This window comes from Priestia sp. TSO9, from assembly GCF_021029645.1.
GTDB classification, from domain to species: domain Bacteria; phylum Bacillota; class Bacilli; order Bacillales; family Bacillaceae_H; genus Priestia; species Priestia megaterium_E.
The window spans coordinates 508,346-526,947 of sequence record NZ_JAJEKD010000009.1; the positions used below are offsets into that span (position 1 = coordinate 508,346).

General features: G+C 36.7%; 14 protein-coding genes and 1 pseudogene. 13 read left to right on the forward strand and 2 right to left on the reverse strand.

The window, feature by feature from the left end:
- The first annotated feature begins 20 nt into the window (after nt 1-20).
- The 11 genes and pseudogenes from galU to LJC66_RS05395 all read left to right on the forward strand — a co-directional run bounded on the left by galU (nt 21) and on the right by LJC66_RS05395 (nt 14,613).
- The gene (galU, locus tag LJC66_RS05345) at nt 21-902 is read left to right on the forward strand and encodes a UTP--glucose-1-phosphate uridylyltransferase GalU (protein ID WP_045293121.1); all 882 of its coding nucleotides are present in this window, start codon (nt 21-23) and stop codon (nt 900-902) included.
- A 58-nt stretch (nt 903-960) separates the two neighbouring features.
- The gene (locus tag LJC66_RS05350) at nt 961-2,214 is read left to right on the forward strand and encodes a glycosyltransferase family 4 protein (RefSeq protein WP_230931979.1); all 1,254 of its coding nucleotides are present in this window, start codon (nt 961-963) and stop codon (nt 2,212-2,214) included.
- Nucleotides 2,208-3,494, forward strand: a complete 1,287-nt coding sequence (locus LJC66_RS05355) for a glycosyltransferase (protein ID WP_230932168.1) — start codon at nt 2,208-2,210, stop codon at nt 3,492-3,494. Before LJC66_RS05350 ends, LJC66_RS05355 begins: the two co-directional genes overlap by 7 nt.
- A 23-nt stretch (nt 3,495-3,517) precedes the next feature.
- Nucleotides 3,518-3,775 (forward strand): hypothetical protein, encoded by a 258-nt coding sequence (locus LJC66_RS05360; protein WP_043979847.1) that lies wholly within the window; start codon nt 3,518-3,520, stop codon nt 3,773-3,775.
- A complete protein-coding gene (locus tag LJC66_RS05365; protein ID WP_230931980.1) occupies nt 3,775-7,287 on the forward strand; it encodes a CgeB family protein in 3,513 nt (1,170 codons plus the stop codon). Before LJC66_RS05360 ends, LJC66_RS05365 begins: the two co-directional genes overlap by 1 nt.
- A 10-nt stretch (nt 7,288-7,297) precedes the next feature.
- Complete coding sequence (locus tag LJC66_RS05370) at nt 7,298-8,299, forward strand: glycosyltransferase family 4 protein (RefSeq protein ID WP_230931981.1); 1,002 nt, start codon at nt 7,298-7,300, stop codon at nt 8,297-8,299.
- Nucleotides 8,300-8,371: 72 nt separating this feature from the next.
- Entirely contained in the window at nt 8,372-11,062 is a 2,691-nt protein-coding gene (locus tag LJC66_RS05375) for an accessory Sec system protein Asp2 (RefSeq protein ID WP_230931982.1), read from the forward strand.
- A 35-nt stretch (nt 11,063-11,097) separates the two neighbouring features.
- Nucleotides 11,098-12,375, forward strand: coding sequence for a nucleotide sugar dehydrogenase (locus LJC66_RS05380; protein ID WP_045293110.1), 1,278 nt, complete (start codon nt 11,098-11,100; stop codon nt 12,373-12,375).
- Nucleotides 12,372-13,175, forward strand: a complete 804-nt coding sequence (locus LJC66_RS05385) for an ABC transporter permease (protein WP_230931983.1) — start codon at nt 12,372-12,374, stop codon at nt 13,173-13,175. Before LJC66_RS05380 ends, LJC66_RS05385 begins: the two co-directional genes overlap by 4 nt.
- Nucleotides 13,176-13,191: 16 nt before the next feature.
- A pseudogene (tagH, locus tag LJC66_RS05390) lies at nt 13,192-13,950 on the forward strand (teichoic acids export ABC transporter ATP-binding subunit TagH); the annotation flags it as partial.
- 282 nt (nt 13,951-14,232) lie between these two features.
- Nucleotides 14,233-14,613, forward strand: coding sequence for a triple tyrosine motif-containing protein (locus tag LJC66_RS05395; protein ID WP_230931985.1), 381 nt, complete (start codon nt 14,233-14,235; stop codon nt 14,611-14,613).
- Nucleotides 14,614-14,652: 39 nt separating this feature from the next.
- Here the strand turns inward: LJC66_RS05395 and tagU are convergent, their stop codons facing one another.
- A complete protein-coding gene (tagU, locus tag LJC66_RS05400) occupies nt 14,653-15,615 on the reverse strand; it encodes a polyisoprenyl-teichoic acid--peptidoglycan teichoic acid transferase TagU (protein WP_230931986.1) in 963 nt (320 codons plus the stop codon).
- A gap of 195 nt (nt 15,616-15,810) precedes the next feature.
- Here tagU and LJC66_RS05405 point away from each other — a divergent pair, with 195 nt between their 5' ends.
- Nucleotides 15,811-16,572, forward strand: coding sequence for an SGNH/GDSL hydrolase family protein (locus LJC66_RS05405; protein WP_230931987.1), 762 nt, complete (start codon nt 15,811-15,813; stop codon nt 16,570-16,572).
- Between the two features lie 45 nt (nt 16,573-16,617).
- On the opposite strand, the gene LJC66_RS05410 is transcribed toward LJC66_RS05405, so the two are convergent.
- The gene (locus LJC66_RS05410) at nt 16,618-17,349 is read right to left on the reverse strand and encodes a DUF6270 domain-containing protein (protein ID WP_230931988.1); all 732 of its coding nucleotides are present in this window, start codon (nt 17,347-17,349) and stop codon (nt 16,618-16,620) included.
- A gap of 313 nt (nt 17,350-17,662) precedes the next feature.
- On the opposite strand from LJC66_RS05410, the gene LJC66_RS05415 reads away from it, so the two are divergent.
- On the forward strand, nt 17,663-18,415 hold the full coding sequence (locus tag LJC66_RS05415; RefSeq protein WP_098332213.1) for a CpsB/CapC family capsule biosynthesis tyrosine phosphatase: 753 nt from the start codon (nt 17,663-17,665) through the stop codon (nt 18,413-18,415).
- Nucleotides 18,416-18,602: the final 187 nt, after the last annotated feature.

Consider the following 18,602-nt stretch of genomic DNA (forward strand, 5'->3'; position numbering starts at 1 on the left):
TAGATGGGGGAAGTTTAGTCATGTCAAAAGTAAAAAAAGCGATTATTCCAGCTGCAGGATTAGGTACACGTTTCTTGCCAGCAACAAAAGCAATGCCAAAAGAAATGCTTCCAATTGTAGATAAACCGACCATTCAATACATTATTGAAGAAGCAATTGAGTCTGGTATTGAAGATATCATTATCGTAACGGGTAAAGGCAAACGTGCTATCGAAGATCATTTTGACAACGCACCGGAATTAGAACAAAACCTAGTAGAAAAGGAAAAGTTCGAACTTCTAGAAAAAGTGCGTCAATCAGCGAATGTAGAAATTCACTACATCCGTCAAAAAGAGCCAAAAGGATTAGGACATGCGGTTTGGTGTGCGCGCAAATTTATTGGAGATGAGCCGTTTGCTGTACTGTTAGGAGACGACATTGTTCAAGCAGAAACGCCTTGCTTGCGTCAGTTAATGAATCAGTATGATGAAACGTTATCTTCTGTGATTGGTGTGCAGACGGTTCCAGAAAACGAAACGAACCGTTACGGAATTGTAGATCCTATTTCAAGCAATGGCCGCCGTTATCAAGTGGATACATTTGTTGAAAAGCCAGCATTAGGAACAGCACCTTCTAATCTAGCTATTATGGGACGTTATATCTTCACACCTGAAATCTTCAAGTTTTTAGAACAGCAGGAAGTAGGCGCAGGTGGAGAGATCCAATTAACGGATGCGATTCAAAAGCTGAACGAAATTCAGCGCGTATTTGCTTACGACTTTGAAGGCAAACGTTACGATGTTGGTGAAAAGCTTGGATTTATTCAAACGTCGCTAGAATTTGCTCTTCAGCATGAAGATTTACGTGAAGATTTACTTACATTTATGGATGAGCTATTACAGAGAGAAAACGTAAAAGCTTAATTGATGTTTCACTAGTTCGCTTGGCGAGCTAGTGAAATTGTATTGGAGTGAAGTTGCTTTGACAAAAAGGGTACTTGTGATTTCTCAACATTTTTATCCTGAAATCGGTAGTGCAGGAAATCGTATAAAAAATATATATAAACTCTTAAAAGATGAAAATTATGACGTAAATGTACTGACGACTGAGCCCACATATCCAAATAAAAAGATCTATCATGACGAACAGTTTTGGGATGATGAGTCAATTGATGAAGAAAATGATGTAACACGCATTGGTGTGAAAAATCGCAAGTATTCTAGAAGTATTATCAATCGTTTAATGTATTATTTAGAAATTGCTTTTAAAATGATGCTATTCATTTTAACTGACCGAAAACAGTACGATGTGGTTTTTGTTACATCTCCGCCTATTTTTATTGCTGTCGTCGGGCTGCTTGCCAAATATCGTTATCGAAGGCCGCTTATTTTAGACATTCGAGATTTATGGCCTGAATCGTTAAAAGGCGTAGGGGTGTTCAATTACCCGGTCGTTATTTCTGTGTTCAGCCGCCTAGAGAAAATTCTCTATGTAAAAGCCGATCATATTATCGTAAACAGTGAAGGCTTTATTCGGTTTATGACAGAGAAATATGCTATTCCTTTAAATAAAATTCATTTTATGCCTAATGCTGCAAATCGTAATGAGATTTCAATGATTGAATCTGGAAGCGACGTATTTAAAGTTATGTATGCAGGCAATATTGGTTTAGCACAAGATGTAACGGTTCTAATGGACCTTGCAAAAGAACTAAATGAGTATAATATTGAATTGACGGTTATGGGATATGGGTTTAAAAAGAAGGAGTTTGTGCGCTTTGCAAAAGAGCATAAGTTAACGAATGTTCGGTTTATTAAACCAACTACTCGTCAAGAGTGCTTACATATTATTTCTGAGCATCATATTGGAATTGTCACGTTGAACGGCAAGCAAGTATTTGAAACGGTTCTTCCTGGTAAGATCATTGATTATATGACATGTGGAATCCCGATTGTCGCATCGGTTTCTGGCTATGCAAAAGACGTGATTGTTTCACATGAAGCTGGAATTGTATCAGAGACGAATACAGCAGATGAGATGTTAAGACATATCCTGTATTTGTATCAGAAGCCTTCTAAAAGAGGTGAAATGTCTCGCAACAGCTTGAATTATGTGAAAAAGCATTTCTTCTGGGAAAAAAATATTGAAGTATTAATACGTTTGATTGAGAATAAAAGTTCTGAACCGCTGCATGTGGAGCAGACAGAATCAGTGGATAAGGTTGAAGTATTATGAGAAAAAATGTCTGTATGTTTGTATGGAATCATTTTACCAATGATGCGCGCGTCCTGCGTGAATGTACGGCTTTATCAGAGAATGGTTATGCCGTTGATTTAATTTGTATTCATGATCCGAGCAATCCGGATTTAAAACAGTATGAAGAAGTAAATGAACATTTTCACGTTCATCGCGTCAAGCGCTATCCTTCTTCGCTACTTTTTATGAAAAAAGCGTATCGCGCACTTCTAAAATATAAAGTGCTCGCTCTGATCGCTTTTTTGCTGTGGTTAGGAGCAGCGTACGTAGCTCCTTATGTAGTTCTTCCTGTTACGGTCGTAGCAGCGCTGTTATTAAAAACGAAGCTGCAAGTGGTCTGGGTAAGAGGAAGCATTATCTTAAGGATGATTTTAAAAGGCAGGAAGAAGAAGTACGAGATTTATCACTCGAATGATTTAAATACGCTTCCTCAAGGGTTTATCTGTTCAAAGCTTCGCTTTAAGCGTAAGTATCTTGTTTATGATTCTCACGAGGTACAGACGAGCAGAACTGGCTACGACAGCGGCGTATACGCAAAGATGGAATCTTTCTTTATTAATAAAATTGACTCTATGATTGTAGAAAATCACACGCGTGCCAAATACAATGAAGATTTATATGGCTTCTATCCAAACGTTGTCTATAACTATCCGTTTCGACCAAAAAATAAGCAGCAGCAACAAGTGAACTTGCACGAACGCTTAGGGCTTCCTGAAAATGAAAAAATTCTGCTGTATCAAGGCGGCATCCAAACGGGACGAGGGCTTGAAAAGCTTGTTCAAGCGGCTCCGTTATTTAAAGAAGGAACGTTAGTCTTTATTGGAGACGGACGTATCAAGCCAGAGCTAGAGCGTATGGTAGTTGAAATGAAGTTAGAAGATAAAGTGAAGTTTATTCCAAAAGTACCGCTGCAAGACTTACCGAAGTATACAAAAAATGCGTACTTAGGTTTTCAAGTATTAAATAATGTGTGCTTCAATCACTACTCGGCATCTTCAAATAAGTTATTTGAATACATCATGAGCGATGTACCGGTGGTAGCATGCGACTTTCCGGAGATTAAAAAAGTAGTAGAAGGCGAGCATATTGGATTATGTGTAGATTCGCATGATTACAAAGAGATTGCGAGTGCCGTCAATCAGTTGTTACGAGATCCTGTGCTGCGTGCAACGATGAGCAACAACTGTAAAACAGCGAAGTTCAAGTACAACTGGGAAAGTGAACAAGTTCAATTTTTGAAAGTCTATCAAGCAATATAACGTAAAAGGAGGAACTTACGCGTATGGGTGTCAAACTCCATAGCCATGTATCTGTAGAAGTTCTTGAAAAAGAACTTCAAGTGGTTAAATCGGAACTAATCGAACAATTAAATATAAGAGAAAAAGAATTAAAAGAGTACCAGGATTTGCAAAAGCGCTATACGATGCTCGAAAAGAGATATGCGGCTATCAGCCGTTCTTTTCTAGGGAAGTTAACGCTAAAGTACTGGACGGTTCGAAAGCGAATGGGTACAAATAAAGCAACAAAGGGGCATAGATAATGATCAGTGATATTCAAAAGCGTATGAAGTCGATTACGCAAAAAAGAGATTGGGCAAAAGCACATCGCATTCCAAGCCTAGAGTTTTCAGAAGTCGAAGCAAATAGCGGCTGGTTTAAAAAGAATCAAGTTGCTGTTTCATTTAATGAAGACGACCGAAGTTTTACTGTTGATTTGAATTCTAACAACTATACGTATCTAACTTATCGCGAGCAGAATATCGACTTTCAACAAGCTCCTGTAGAAGAAAATATTGCATTCGACTTTTCAAGTCAGCAAACGCTTGTCTTCAAAGGGACAAAAAGTGAAAGTGTCTCCGTCGAGTTATTCATTATTGAATATAAAAATCGTCAAAAAGTAGGTATACATAGATTTGAAATGAACAGTGAAGGTATTATACCGTTCTCTCAATCTACTGATTCTATCCGCTTAGCGCTGCGCGTGAAAGGGCAGGGAACATTTAAAATTGAGAGCATGTTAATTAATGACCGAGGATTCTGGAATCAAAGCGAGCTTTTGACAGAAGGAAATTATATTGTTTTAGAACAAAATCAGTGGTACATGCCTAAGTCCGATCAATTATACTATGATCCATTTAACAAAAAGTTCAACGTGAGCTTTGAAGATAAGCAATTCGCGTATGTAACGCACAGAGAAGGAAATGCTGCTTTCTCTGCTCAGCCTGCAAGTCCAGTGGCTGTTCATGACGATACACTATCGGTTTGCTTCCAAGGCGAGAAAGAGAATTCTGTTGATGTACGTCTTGCTGTTGTTTTTTACCAAGATGGAAAAAAAGTAGGAACAGATGAATTAAAGTTAAATAATAAAAAACTTATTCATTTCCAAGAAGAATATAACTCTATTCGTCTAGCAGTGAGAGTATCTGGTAAAGGTGAGTTTAAACTTGATGATATCATCATTAACAACGTGTCTTATTGGTGGGTTCATGACGTTGAAGTAACAATTCCTAAAATGACGGTTGATGCACCTATTAAATATGCTCTTAACGAACACTCCCTTAAAGGATGGCAAGAGTCAAATAATGGTGTCATTTATCATCCTTGGAACCAGTTGTTTCAATCGAAGTTAAAAGGACAAGAATTCATTCATTTAACAGCTCAGCACTTTAATACAAGTGAAAATATCTCAGTAGCTGTTGATCATGATTCTACGTATGTGATTACGCCAGCAGGTGAAGTGTACGAAGGTATTGAGTTAGTTGTATATGCCGTAGGATATAAAAACAACAAGCAAAATGAAATTCATCAGCTTGAGCTAAATGAAAAAGCTGAACTGCGTTTCAAAAAAGATACAGAACACGTTGAGTTTTTAATACGTGTGACGGAGAGCGGATTCTTTAAAGGACTGCAGATTAACATTCAAGAAAAGCCAATTGAAATTACCAACAGTGCACAGCTAGAGTTACAAGCTTCAGATTGGTTTGCAAGCGCGAAGAAATTAGTACAGCTTTCTACATCAGAAAAAGGGCTGCACGGTTTAGTGAATATTGAAGCTGGAAAAAACAGCTATATTTCGTATAAAGAAACAAATAACAGTTTTAAAATGCTTCCGACTCACCATATCATGACGATGCAAAAAGGATTTGAATATGAGTTCACTGTAAAAGGTAAAGCAGATGAAGATGTAGCGGTGATTCCAATGTTTATTGGATATTCAGATGAAGAAAAGCTTCAAGTGCTGCAGCTAAAATTTAACTCAATGACAAAAGTTCAAATTCATCCTGATATTACACAGTTCAGAATTGCTTTACGCGTTTCTGGAAAAGGTGAATTTGATGTTCATACGATTTCTATTAATGAAATGAAAAGCATTGAACGAGAGCAGTCATTAGATTACGTAGCAAAACAAGAAGTAGATGCATTTAACATGCTTCCTCCAAAGCCGATCAAAGAAATGAAGATGGCGGTTATCTTTGACGAATTTACGACGGCTTCTTATGAACATGAATGTAAATTAATTAAAATGACGCCAGATAACTGGCTTGAGGTTATGACAAAAGAACAGCCGGACTTGTTAATGGTTGAATCTGCTTGGCGTGGTAACGGAGGCGTTTGGAATAAGCGTGTTGGTTACTACGGAGAAGAGAATATGAAGCCTCTTTACTCACTGTTAGCTTGGTGTAAAGAACATAATGTGCCAACCGTATTCTGGAACAAGGAAGATCCTGTTCACTTTAATCGTTTTATTGAAACAGCTAGACGATTTGATTACATTTTCACAACGGATGAAAACATGGTTCCTTACTACCAAGAAAGAGCTGGGCATCAAAACGCATTTGCGCTGCCGTTTGCTGCGCAGCCGGCTATTCATAATCCGATTAAAATCGTGGATGAACGCGAAAACAAAGCGTGTTTCGCTGGATCTTATTATCGTCATCATGAAGAAAGATGTATTGATATGGATCGATTATTAGATGCCGCGGCTAAAGTGGGATTAGATATTTATGATCGAAACTATATTCAAAACTTAAAAGGGCTTATGCCAAACCATCAATTCCCGGATCGCTTTGTTCCTTATGTAAAAGGAAACTTAAAGTATTACGAAATTGATAAAGCCTATAAAGGCTACAAAGTCATGATTAACGTAAATACAGTAAAAGAATCTCCTACGATGTTCTCGCGCCGTGTGTATGAAGGTTTAGCATGTGGAACACCTGTAATTAGTACGTACGCACAGGGAATTGGAGAAATTTTCGGTGATCTTGTTTATATGTCTGAAAATCCAACGAGTTTGCATGAAGAATTCAAGCAGCTGTTAGAAGATGAACGCTACTACGAAGAAAAAGCTTTAACGGGTATTCGAGATGTATTAACCAAGCATACGTATACGCATCGCTTAGAGTACATCATTGAGAAAGTGGGCTTAAACTTTGCTTTTGAACTGCCAACAGTTACGGTAGTCGCGATTGCTAATACGCGTCAAGAGTTTGAAAACATCGTTGATCAATTTAACCGTCAAGCTTATGAAAATAAGCAATTATATATTTTAGTAGATACATTCGATGGCTATTTAGATCTTTACAATAAGTACAACACAAAAACCATTCACACGTTTGTTCGCAGTTATATGCATAACTACTTAAACATTCGCGACTGGATTTCAAGTGAGTATGTAACGTACTTTGGCCAAGAAAGCTATTATGGGCAAAATTATTTACTAGACTTAATGCTGAGCACAACGTTTACGGACAGTGACTTTATTGGTAAAACAACTCACTACAGTGTGGAAAACGGAAAGCTTGAAGAGAAAAACGCAGGTCAAGAATACGAGTTTGTAAGAGAGTTATCTTCACAGAGCTCCGTTGCTAAAACAAATGTATACAGCAATCTTTCGCTTGAGCAAGTAATTAATCTCTTTGAACAAGATCAAAGTCTTGCGTCATATGCTAAATACGGCAAGCAGTTCTTTAGTAATGACAAATTTAATTACTTGAAATTAGAAGATAGCAGCAAGGACGACATCACTGCTATGGTAAATAAAATAGAGCTGTGAGGTTACAAAAATGAAAAAGATATTATTTGCAGGACATGATTTGAAATTTGCACGTATCATTATGGACCGTTTGGCAAGCCGTCCTGGGTTTGAAATTAAAACGGATGAGTGGAGTGGCCATAATGCTCATGATGAAGAACAGAGCCAAGCTTGCTTAGAGTGGGCAGACGTTATTGTTTGTGAATGGGGACTTGGAAATGCAGTGTGGTATTCTCATCATAAGAAGCCTCACCAGCATTTAATTGTACGCATGCATCTTCAAGAGCGCGATACGATTTATCCTCATAGCTTTAACATAGAAAATATCGATAAAATTATCGCGATTTCTCCATACGTATATGAAGAGTTTTATCGAACGTTTAATTTTCCACGTGAAAAGATGACGATGATTTATAACGTAGTCGATACAGAAAAAGTGGATGGCTCCAAAACGGAAGACGCTAAGTATCATTTAGGCATCATTGGAATTTGTCCGCAGCGAAAGCGTCTAGACTTAGCTGTAGATATGCTGGATAAATTATGGCACCAAGATAATCGCTACAAGCTGTTTGTCAAAGGGAAAATGCCGCAGGAGTATTCATGGCTATGGAATAAAGAAGAAGAGCGTGAATATTACGAAGCAATTTTTAATCGTATCGAAAAAGCTCCGTGGAAAGACGCTGTTATTTTTGAAGGGTTCGGCGATATTTCTGAATGGCTTTCAAAGGTAGGAATTATTCTATCAACAAGTGATTTCGAAAGCTTCCACCTTTCGCCAAGTGAAGGAATGGCTTCAGGCGCTTATCCAATCATTCTTAACTGGGATGGCAGTGATACGATCTATCCGAAAGAGTACCTTCTATCGGATGTTGAGGAAGCAGTAGAGCGCATACTAGCACTCAACTCAAAAGAAATGGATGCAGAGCTTCAAGCTTCTTTAAAAGAGTATGTAAAGCAGCACTTTGGAGCTGAAAAAGTAACGAATCAATGGGAAGATTTAATTGTGAACGTTGCAGAGCCTGTTTTAAGTTAATCTATAAGTTCCTTTTGAAATTTATAGTTTGTATGCGTACAGCGCGCATATGAGAAAGTGGGAAATGACTGAATGATAAATACAAAAAAAGCATTAACGGCATTGGATGAAGAAAAAATTCAAAAGCTGATGAGGATCTTACCGAAAAGTCGGAATAAAGATCCGCTAGCAGCTGCTAAAAACATTATGGGTAATAAATATCCGCTTCCGCCTTTTGGGGTCATTCGATACCCAAAAGGAATTTTATGGAACGAAGATAAATCTAGAAGTTTTTTACGCTTGATTCATGGTCATACTTTTTTAGGATGTTTGACGGATGCTTACGAAGAGACAAAAGAAGAGCAGTATAAAGATAAAGCCATTGGGTTAGTCAAAGATTGGATTCAAAAAAATCCATATCCTAATGGTTCAAATGAAATGGCTTTTCACGATGAAACAACAGCAATGCGTTTGCAGTATTGGCTGAGGTTATACATCTTAGCGAAGGACAAGCTTGCTTCGTCCGATGAACAGCTTATCTTAGAGAATATGGCTAAAACAGCTAATTTACTGTCTCAAGATGACTTCCACTCAACAAATACAAATCACGGTATGTTCCAAGATATTTCTCTGCTTGCTTACGCGATGTATTTCGAAGAGGCAGATAATGAGTCTGATCGTTATCGTGATATTGCATTAAAGCGTCTCGTTGATTACTTTACCTATGTATATACAGAAGAAGGCGTACATAAGGAACATTCGCCGTCGTATCATTTCCTCGTCTCTAATTATTTAAATAAACTGGTCGTATGGCTGAAGGATTTAAGTCCTAACCATGCAAAGTTTTTCGTTGAATTATTTAAGAAGACGGAAAAATATGCAACTTACATTATTCGACCAGACGGACTGTTTCCGCCTCTTTGTGATACAGAGTCTAAGCCTGTTGTAAACAGCAGCTACCGAAGCTTGTACAAAAGTGAAGAGTTTCTATATGCAGTACACCAAGGTAAAGCTGGCAGAATGCCTGTAGAAAAAGATGCGGTGTTCAAAGACTCCGGTTATGCGATTTTCAGAAGCGGATGGGAAAGAAAAGAAAAAGAAACGTACGTACTGTTTTCCGCAGCGTATCATACTAGTTATCATAAGCACAGTGATGACTTAAATATGCACATTTATTCAAACGGTGATATCATTACAGAAGCTGGACCGAATGGATATAATTACAAAGATAAGTTTACGAAATATGCGTATTCTTCATTTGGACACAATACGCTAATCGTGGATGGACAAGGTCTTCCTCGAGTGGATCATCAGCACGAAAAAGTATATATAAAAGATTATCAGCTAACGGAAGACTACTCAGAAGCAACGGGAGTGAATGAACGCTATAGTGGAGTTACTCACACACGTAACGTACGCTATAACAAACAGCTTGAGCATATCACTGTACGTGATCAAGTCGCTTCAGAAGATACTCATCAATACAAGCTGTTTTGGCATGTGGCTCCAGACTTAGAAGTTCACGTAAGAGATCAAATTGTTGAGTTGTTTAGAAACAATAACAAAGTAGCTGAACTTGAAATTACATGTACTACAGATGTGAATATACGAGCTGTGCGTGAACAAACAGTTCCGCACGTGCAAGGATGGGTATTTCCTAAGATGGAAGCCAAAAAGCCTGCCACTGTGCTTGAGCTGGATTTCAGCAGTGGCAAAGAGTCGGTTGAAGTAGTGACAGAGTTCCGCTTAGCGAATTATAAAATCGCAGCAAGAGATCAAGGGCCATTTGAATTAGAGTCACATTATCAATCTATGAATGGCGTGAAGTATCATTTTGTTCCAGCAGCTGATGAGACATTACAGGATAAATTGGTTATTGTCTTTTCTGCTTTAGCTACTAAATATCATTATGTATATAATTATATGAAAACGTTAGATGAAGTTGGAGCAAATAAACTTTTCATTTTAGATGATTTTGGTGAACAAGGCTCTTACTACTTAGGCAAAAATAGAAATCATGTGATTGAAACAAGCGTATCTTCGCTTATTCAATATATTATGTCCAAGCACGGTTTTACGCACAAAAATGTTATGACCGTAGGCTCGTCTAAAGGCGGCTATGCGGCGCTATACTATGGAATTAAGTATCATTTTGGACAAGTAATTGCCGGTGCTCCTCAAAGTAAATTAGGAGACTTCTTGATTGATCAGGCAGAGCATGTCAATATTGCAGAGTATATTTCAGGCTCGGATAATGTAAACAAAGAATACTTAAATCAAATTCTATTTAACTTACTAGATCAGCCTGTAGATAGCGCACCAGACATCCGTTTGTATGTAGGAACGTGGGATTATCATCACAAAAGTCATGTTCTTCCGCTGTATCACCAGCTAAAAGACAGAGGGTATAAAGTAACGCTAGATTTAGAAGATCGAGCAAACCATAAGGATTTAAAAGGTTATTTTCCTCTGTATCTTGGCCGAACGATTAGCGAAATTTTAGATGTGCAGTATGTCGAACACGTGCCATTTAAAATTAAAAGAGCTCTTTTAAAAGATAACGAGAGCTACTTTATTGCAAGATGTGATACAGAAGGCCACGGCAATTTGGAGTACGCATACTACATTTACAAAGACGATAAAATCGTTCACAAAACGTCTTATATCGAGGAAGAAATTTTCCGCTATAAGCCAAGAGCTAAAGGCGAATACAGATGTAGAATTTTTGTAAGAAATCAATACAAACAAAAAGCGGTTAGAGACACGAATAGTGTCTTTATATAAAACATTATTAAGCAGTTAACACAGGAGGAAATAAAATGAAACTTTGTACAGTAGGATTAGGATATATTGGATTACCAACATCTATTATGTTTGCAAAACATGATGTGGACGTTGTGGGTGTCGACGTAAGTCAACGCGTAATTGAATCATTAAACAATGGGAAAATCCATTTAGAAGAGCCTGGTCTGCAGGAAGCATTAAATGAAGTAATTGAAAAAGGTACATTCCGCGCAGCATTACAGCCGGAAAAAGCAGATGCATTCATCGTAGCTGTACCAACACCAAACCATGATGACCAACACAAATCTTGTGATCTATCATATGTATTAAGCGCTGTAAGCAACGTTATTCCTTACTTAGAAAAAGGAAACGTATTAATCGTAGAATCTACAATCGCACCGCGCAGCATGGATGACCATGTGAAACCGTTAGTAGAAGCAGCTGGCTTTGAAGTTGGAAAAGACGTTTTCTTAGTACATTGTCCAGAACGTGTACTTCCAGGACAAATCCTTCATGAACTAATCCACAACAACCGTATTGTTGGAGGACTTACGCCAAACTGTACAGAAGCTGGTGCAATGGTATACAGCACATTTGTACAAGGTGAAATCATTAAAACAGATGCAAAAACAGCAGAAATGTCAAAACTAATGGAAAACACATTCCGTGACGTAAACATCGCGTTAGCAAACGAATTAACAAAAGTATGTAACGAATTAGAAATCGATGCATTAGAAGTGGTTCAAATGGCTAACAAGCATCCGCGTGTAAACCTTCATACACCAGGACCAGGTGTAGGCGGGCACTGCTTAGCTGTAGACCCATATTTCATCGTTGCAAAAGCACCTAAAACAGCTCAGCTTATTAATCTAGCAAGAACAATTAACACGTCTATGCCTCAATACGTAGTAGATAACACAAATGCTCTAATGGAAAAAGTAGACGGCCGTGTTGTAACAGTATTCGGTTTAACGTATAAAGGAAATGTAGACGACATCCGTGAAAGTCCAGCAATGGAAATCTATGATCTATTAAAAGCAGAAGGCAAATACGAAATTCGCGCATTTGACCCTCACGTGGAACAAGATTGGGTTGAACAAGATATCAAGGAAGCTGTACGTAACTCTGATTTAGTTCTTGTGTTAACAGACCATAATGAATTCAAAGAATTAAACTGGAGTGAACTAGAAGGTATGGCAACAAAACGTATTTTTGATACGAAAAACGTGGTAGCTAACCGTTCTGACAATTTCAGCTATATTAACTATGGTAACCTACATGCATTTCTTAAGAAGGAAGAAGTAATGGCATGAATTCTGTAGGGAGGATTTTGAAAGAACAATCCTCGAATTTTCATTTAATATTGAGATTATCTCTTTATGATGCAAAAAGTAAATACCAAATGCACTATCTTGGAGCTGTATGGCAGTTTTTAGGACCTGCCATACAGATTCTTCTGTACTGGCTTGTTTTTGGATTAGGAATTCGTGGAGGCGCACCCGTACATGGAATTCCATTCTTCGTATGGCTAATTGCTGGGTTAATCCCTTGGTTTTTTATTAGTCCTTCCATTACTCAAGGTTCAAACAGTGTGTATGCAAGGGTAAGTTTGGTTTCAAAAATGAAGTTTCCAGTCAGTGTACTGCCAACTGTCACAATTGTCAGTAACAGTTTTCAGTTCATCATCATGATGCTGGTTATGGGAGTTATCTTCGTCATTTATGGAATTAATCCGGGATGGTATTTACTTCAATTGCCATATTATTTAGTAGCGCTATTTGTGTTTTTATTTGCGCTTACGCTGCTAACATCAACTATTTCAACGTTAATAAGAGATTTTCAGCAAATATTACAATCATTAATGAGAATGGTGCTTTACTTATTGCCTATTTTATGGGATACGTCTAAATTGTCACATGCATATGAAACGATTTTAAAATTAAATCCACTCTTTTACATCGTGCAAGGATTTAGATATTCATTGTTAGGTTACGGTTGGTTTTATGAGGATTGGATATACACATTATATTTTTGGGTTATCACATTATTAATACTAACAGTAGGATCAATCCTGCATTTGAAATTCAGAAATAAATTCATCGATTACTTGTAATCTAGGAGCGTAATCTATGGCACTAAAAGTTCAATTTGAGAACGTTAGTAAAAAGTATGTTTTATATAAAAAAAGATCCGATAAACTGCTTGAAATTTTCTTTCCAAAAAAGAAAAATGAAAGCTTTTACGCACTAAGAAACATTTCTTTTTCTGTAAATGAAGGAGAAACAATAGGTGTTGTGGGAATTAACGGATCAGGAAAATCCACTCTTTCTAACTTGCTGTCGCAAGTTGTGCCTCAGACGTCAGGTGATATTAAAATTAATGGTGAAACATCATTAATTGCTATTTCAGTAGGATTAAATAATAACTTAAATGGATTAGAGAATATCGAGTTGAAGTGTCTGATGCATGGACTAACGAAAGAAGAAATTAAAAAAATTACTCCTGATATCATCGAATTTGCTGATATCGGAAAGTTTATTACTCAGCCGGTAAAAAACTATTCGAGCGGTATGAAATCAAGGCTTGGATTTGCCATTTCTGTTCATACCAATCCAGATATATTGGTAGTAGATGAGGCGTTATCAGTTGGAGATCAAACATTTTACGATAAATGTTTGAAAAAGATTAATGAATTTAAAGAACAAGGTAAAACTATTTTCTTTATAAGTCATTCGTTGACTCAAATCCGCAGTGTATGTAACAAGGTTATGTGGATTCACTTTGGAGAGTTAAAGCAATTTGGCGGCACTCGTGTCGTTTTAGAAAAATATAAAGAGTTTGTTAAATGGTTTAATGGATTAACTGATGAAGAGAAAAAGCAGTATAAACTAGATATGCTGGCCAATCAGGCAAAAGATGAATATGCTTTGATGAATGAAAAAAATGAGTATAATCAGCCTTTATACTCATTAGAGCAGCGTACAAAGAGACGTGAACGAAAAAAAGAAAGACGAAAAACGTTCAAGCTTTATTGTCAAATAGGCATTCTATCTATGCTGTCTTTGTTTTTAGCGATTTTAATGTTTTATACATAAGGTTTATAAAGCATTTTAATAATATTGAGAATAGATATGTAGATTGATATATCTACCATTCAAGGAGGATCTCTAATGAAAGCAAAAGTATTAATTCCAATCGTAGCAGGTGCACTATTATTCACAGGCTGCAGCAATGACAAAGAAACTGCAAGCAAACCAACTAAAACGGAACAAACTCAACAAGAAAAAACAGCATTAAACAAGGTCTCTATTAAAAACGTAGGAGACAAACGCTTAGAAGTAAAAACAACAGCGGAAGGGAAAGACCTTAAATACGCTTATTCCGTTTATAAAGACGGAAAGCTATTCCAAAAAATCCCTTACTCATCAAAAAAAGAGTTGGCTTATAAGCTAACGAAGTCTGGCGACTATCGTGTACGCGTATACGTGAAAGCTGGAAAAGAAAAAGCTGTTGCAAAAAGCACAGAATTAGTAAAAGTAAAGAAATCATAATAAATAAAAAGATCACGGGATACATCCCGCGATCTTTTGTTATTTTAGATTTAAACTTTCTTTTAATTCAGCAGATAGTTGGTTACGCGTGTCATCAGATACGGCATAGTAATAGATACCGTTAATCTTTTCGCCTTTTCCATCTATTTGAAGCTGTTCTGAATGTTTACGTGCGTCTTTATAGTTTGATTGAATTTGCTTCATATCATCAAACGTAAGGTTTGTTTTTACATTTTGGCCAATTGCATCTAGAATTGTACCGTAGTTTGTTAAAGACTGAACGCTAGCTCCTTCATCAATAACGCCTTCAATTACTTGACGCTGACGTTGTTGACGTCCAAAGTCACCGCGAGGGTCTTGTTTACGCATACGTGTGAAAGCCAATGCTTCTTTACCATCTAACGTTAGAGGACCTTTTTGGAAGCTGTAGCCGTCATAATCAAATGCAAGAGTATTATTTACAGTTACGCCGCCAACAGCGTCTACAATGTCTTTAAAGCTTTCCATATTCACTTGAACGTAGTAGTCTACAGGAACGTCTAAGAATTTTTCTACCGTATTTACGGACATGTCTACGCCACCAAAAGCATAAGCATGGTTAATTTTATCTTGTGTGCCTTTTCCTACAATTTCAGTTCGCGTATCACGTGGAATACTCACCATCTTCATAGACTGTGTCTTTGGGTTTACCGTCATTAAAATAGTAGAATCTGAACGTCCGCGGTCACCGGCACGCTGATCTACTCCTAATAGTAAAATAGAAATAGGATCTCCATTTGCTAAGCTCACTTTATTTGAGCGCTTTTCAGATACATCACGTTTTAACGGTTCGTGAGTTTGTGTAAATGTCTTTTCAACGGAATGCCATATGCTATATGCATAGCCTGCTACACCTAGAATTAATACTAAAATAATACCAAGAATAATTTTAAACGCGCGTTTCTTTTTCGGTTTTTTTCGTTTGCGTCTGCGCGCGTTTGAAGGTTGTACTTGTTCTTCCATGTGGAACCTCTCTTCCTTTTCCTTATGTATTGATAAAATAAATGTCTTCTATGTAAGCCATTATTCTTATCTTATTCATCAGAAAACACGTCAAAATGATTAAAAAAATGACAAATTTAATCAAATTTCTTCATGTACTTTAAAATTATATTATAATAAAAGAAAAAAAGAAAGATATAGTAAGGGAGACATTTTATGAAAATTTTAATTAACGTATTTGCTATTCTCATCTTTGTTTCATCTTTAGTAGCAGGAAAGATGTACTGGAATCATCAATTAGACAAGCAGTTTGAAACAAAGCCTACGAGAGTGAGCGCAGCAGAAACAGAAAAGGATATGCAGACTGAAACTAAGAACTTGCCGGAGTCAATTGTGAAGAAATTAGAGACGGCAAAGAAAACAGGAAATCCCGTAAAGCTTGTGATTGTAGGATCCGCTCCTGAGCAAGTTATAAAGACGTGGGGAACTTTACTAAAAGAAAAAGTGGAAAATACATATGGGAAAGATTTGATAAATGTAGAGTTGTATGAATACAAACAAATGAATACATTACAATTTGTGAAATCAAAAACGTATGAAGAAATTACAAAAGCAAAGCCTGATATCTTGCTTTTTGAACCATTTTTATTAAATGATAACGGTGTAGTTGGTATTAACAATACAATTGATAACTTGCAAATTATTATGAAGCATATTGAAAGTGAAAATAAAGACCTAGTTACTATTTTTCAACCATCAGCTCCGGTCTATCAAGCTCAAAATTACCCTAATGACGTAAAGGCTTTAGAAACCTTTGCTAAAGAAAATGGATACGAGTTTGTAAATCATTGGAGTGCATGGCCAGATTATAATAAGGAAGACATTTTAAAGTATTTATCTGATGAAAATGGCCAACCGAACGAAGAAGGGGAGAAGGTATGGTTTAAATTTCTCTCTGATTATTTTACGAATTCATAATGAAAAAGCACGCTACCTTATAAAGAAGGTTCGTGCTTTTATTTTTTAATTTGTTACAACAGGTAAAAGTAAAGCGTTAAGCTGCTCTAAAAATCTTTCATAATAAGCTGGTTGATAGTGTCTTGGCGTAAGACCCCATTTGTGATTTTCATCTGCCATAAATTCTTCTTTTATTTCAAGGTATGTACTATTGTTAATTTTGTTGCCAAGGTATGTATACATATACTCTAATTGCTGATTGTGACGTTGAATTTCGTCTTGATTTTCAAAAACTTGAACGTTTCCTTCTTTATCTACATATTTTTCTTTCCAAAACGCTTTATGAATAATGACTTTTGAAATGCTGCTTGCGTTGATTCTTTCGCATATTTTATCAGCAGAACTATCCCATAATTCATCAGTGCGTTCTACAATTCTTTTACTCTTTAAATCATTCATTAAATTAGATTGAGCAAATTCTTTGGAAAGGGCGATGTAAGATTCTCCGCGTTTCATAAGTCTTAATCTTTCAGAGAGTAAGTCAATGATTAACGTGTCGGCAGGCTCTTCATCCACATGTTTTAAGAAAAGTTTATTAAGATCATTGTATACACTTCTACGCTGGAATTTGGACTCAATGTGGATGCCTCGAATGGAAAGTCCAACAGGTTTGGATGCTAGCGATATAATATTCGTTCTAGCAAAATACTCATTAATTTCATATTGATGGTCAAACATAGCAAAAGGGTCTCTAGAAACACAGCTTCCTAGAATGTCAATTTTTTTCTTCAAATTCATCTACAACTCCTACAATCTTTTCTCATTTTTAGACACATATAGAAAAACTATAAACGAAGAAGAAGAGAAAAGTCAATCAGTGTTTAGGTATATTTACTCACTTTCTATCTCGTTAATTTTCCATTATTTATTTTTAACATTTTCTTCAAGAAAAGAATGCTACATTTCAATACAAAAGGAACGTCTATCAATCCCAAAAGAGAGCATGAGCAAAAATAGATACTTATGCTAGAAGATAGAAAAAAAGCCCTGTGATATAATATAACTCATGGAATACTATCCATGATCTGAGGCATAGAAAGAGGAGAAAAAAATGATAGATATATATACCAATATCTTGCCAAATGTGAACAGTGGTCCCAAAAGTGTAGAAGAGTTTTTAGAAATGGCAAATGTATTAGTGAAACAAGGAGTAACAGAAGTCGTAGCAGCACCTCTTTATGACGGAAAAGATTCCAGCTGTAGAGAAAGTGTTGATCTTGCGAATGAATGGTTAAGAAAATCTTCTATTTCGTTAAGCGTTTTACCAGGTCAAAAAGTAATTGCCTCTACCAACATGATTGTATCAAATGAAGAGTATTACACGATGACAATAAATGAAAATGAAAAATATATGTTTTTACACATTCCGCAAGACGTGGAAATTGAAGTGTTAGAAAATATTGCTTACGAGCTTCAGCTAAAAGGTATTGTACCGGTTTTAAATGAGCCTGAGTGCCATTCATTATTTGTGGAGAATCCTCCGCATTTGTACAAGCTGGTAAAAAATGGAGCAGTCGTTCAGCTGTCTGCACAAAGTGTGCTGGGCGGCAACGGCAGTAAAGCTAAAAAAGCAGCTTATCAGTTCATTGATCACGGATTAGCACACGTTATTGCATCAGGCGTGAATCGTGAAAATTACCAGCAGTACGGCCTGCAAAAAGCTTATTCAGCCGTGTCTAAAAAATACGGCAACAGCAAGCTATATCATTTTATGGAAAATGCAGAGGCTATTGCGAGCGGGAAGGCTGTTTATAAACAAGAGCCTGAACGTATCAAAAAAACAAAATTCCTGGGAATCTTTTAACTTTCCCTTTGTACCCTGATTAACTTCTGTTTAATCAGGGTATTTGCATACAAAGACCTATTTCAATCCCTTCTTTTATCATCATTATTTGGAGTTATTTTACAAATTATGTTTGCGTTTTCACACAGAGTGATAGTAAAATATTGTTAGTTAAGTAGATGACAGGAAAGTACGCGGTTTTCCGGGG

Bases quoted from the DNA above. Each gene is read 5' to 3' on its own strand.
- LJC66_RS05360 (WP_043979847.1), top strand. From the start codon at position 3,518: ATGGGTGTCAAACTCCATAGCCATGTATCTGTAGAAGTTCTTGAAAAA.
- LJC66_RS05415 (WP_098332213.1), top strand. From the start codon at position 17,663: ATGATAGATATATATACCAATATCTTGCCAAATGTGAACAGTGGTCCC.
- LJC66_RS05405 (WP_230931987.1), top strand. From the start codon at position 15,811: ATGAAAATTTTAATTAACGTATTTGCTATTCTCATCTTTGTTTCATCT.
- tagU (WP_230931986.1), bottom strand. From the start codon at position 15,615: ATGGAAGAACAAGTACAACCTTCAAACGCGCGCAGACGCAAACGAAAA.
- LJC66_RS05410 (WP_230931988.1), bottom strand. From the start codon at position 17,349: ATGAATTTGAAGAAAAAAATTGACATTCTAGGAAGCTGTGTTTCTAGA.
- LJC66_RS05375 (WP_230931982.1), top strand. From the start codon at position 8,372: ATGATAAATACAAAAAAAGCATTAACGGCATTGGATGAAGAAAAAATT.
- LJC66_RS05385 (WP_230931983.1), top strand. From the start codon at position 12,372: ATGAATTCTGTAGGGAGGATTTTGAAAGAACAATCCTCGAATTTTCAT.
- LJC66_RS05380 (WP_045293110.1), top strand. From the start codon at position 11,098: ATGAAACTTTGTACAGTAGGATTAGGATATATTGGATTACCAACATCT.
- galU (WP_045293121.1), top strand. From the start codon at position 21: ATGTCAAAAGTAAAAAAAGCGATTATTCCAGCTGCAGGATTAGGTACA.
- LJC66_RS05370 (WP_230931981.1), top strand. From the start codon at position 7,298: ATGAAAAAGATATTATTTGCAGGACATGATTTGAAATTTGCACGTATC.
- LJC66_RS05365 (WP_230931980.1), top strand. From the start codon at position 3,775: ATGATCAGTGATATTCAAAAGCGTATGAAGTCGATTACGCAAAAAAGA.
- LJC66_RS05395 (WP_230931985.1), top strand. From the start codon at position 14,233: ATGAAAGCAAAAGTATTAATTCCAATCGTAGCAGGTGCACTATTATTC.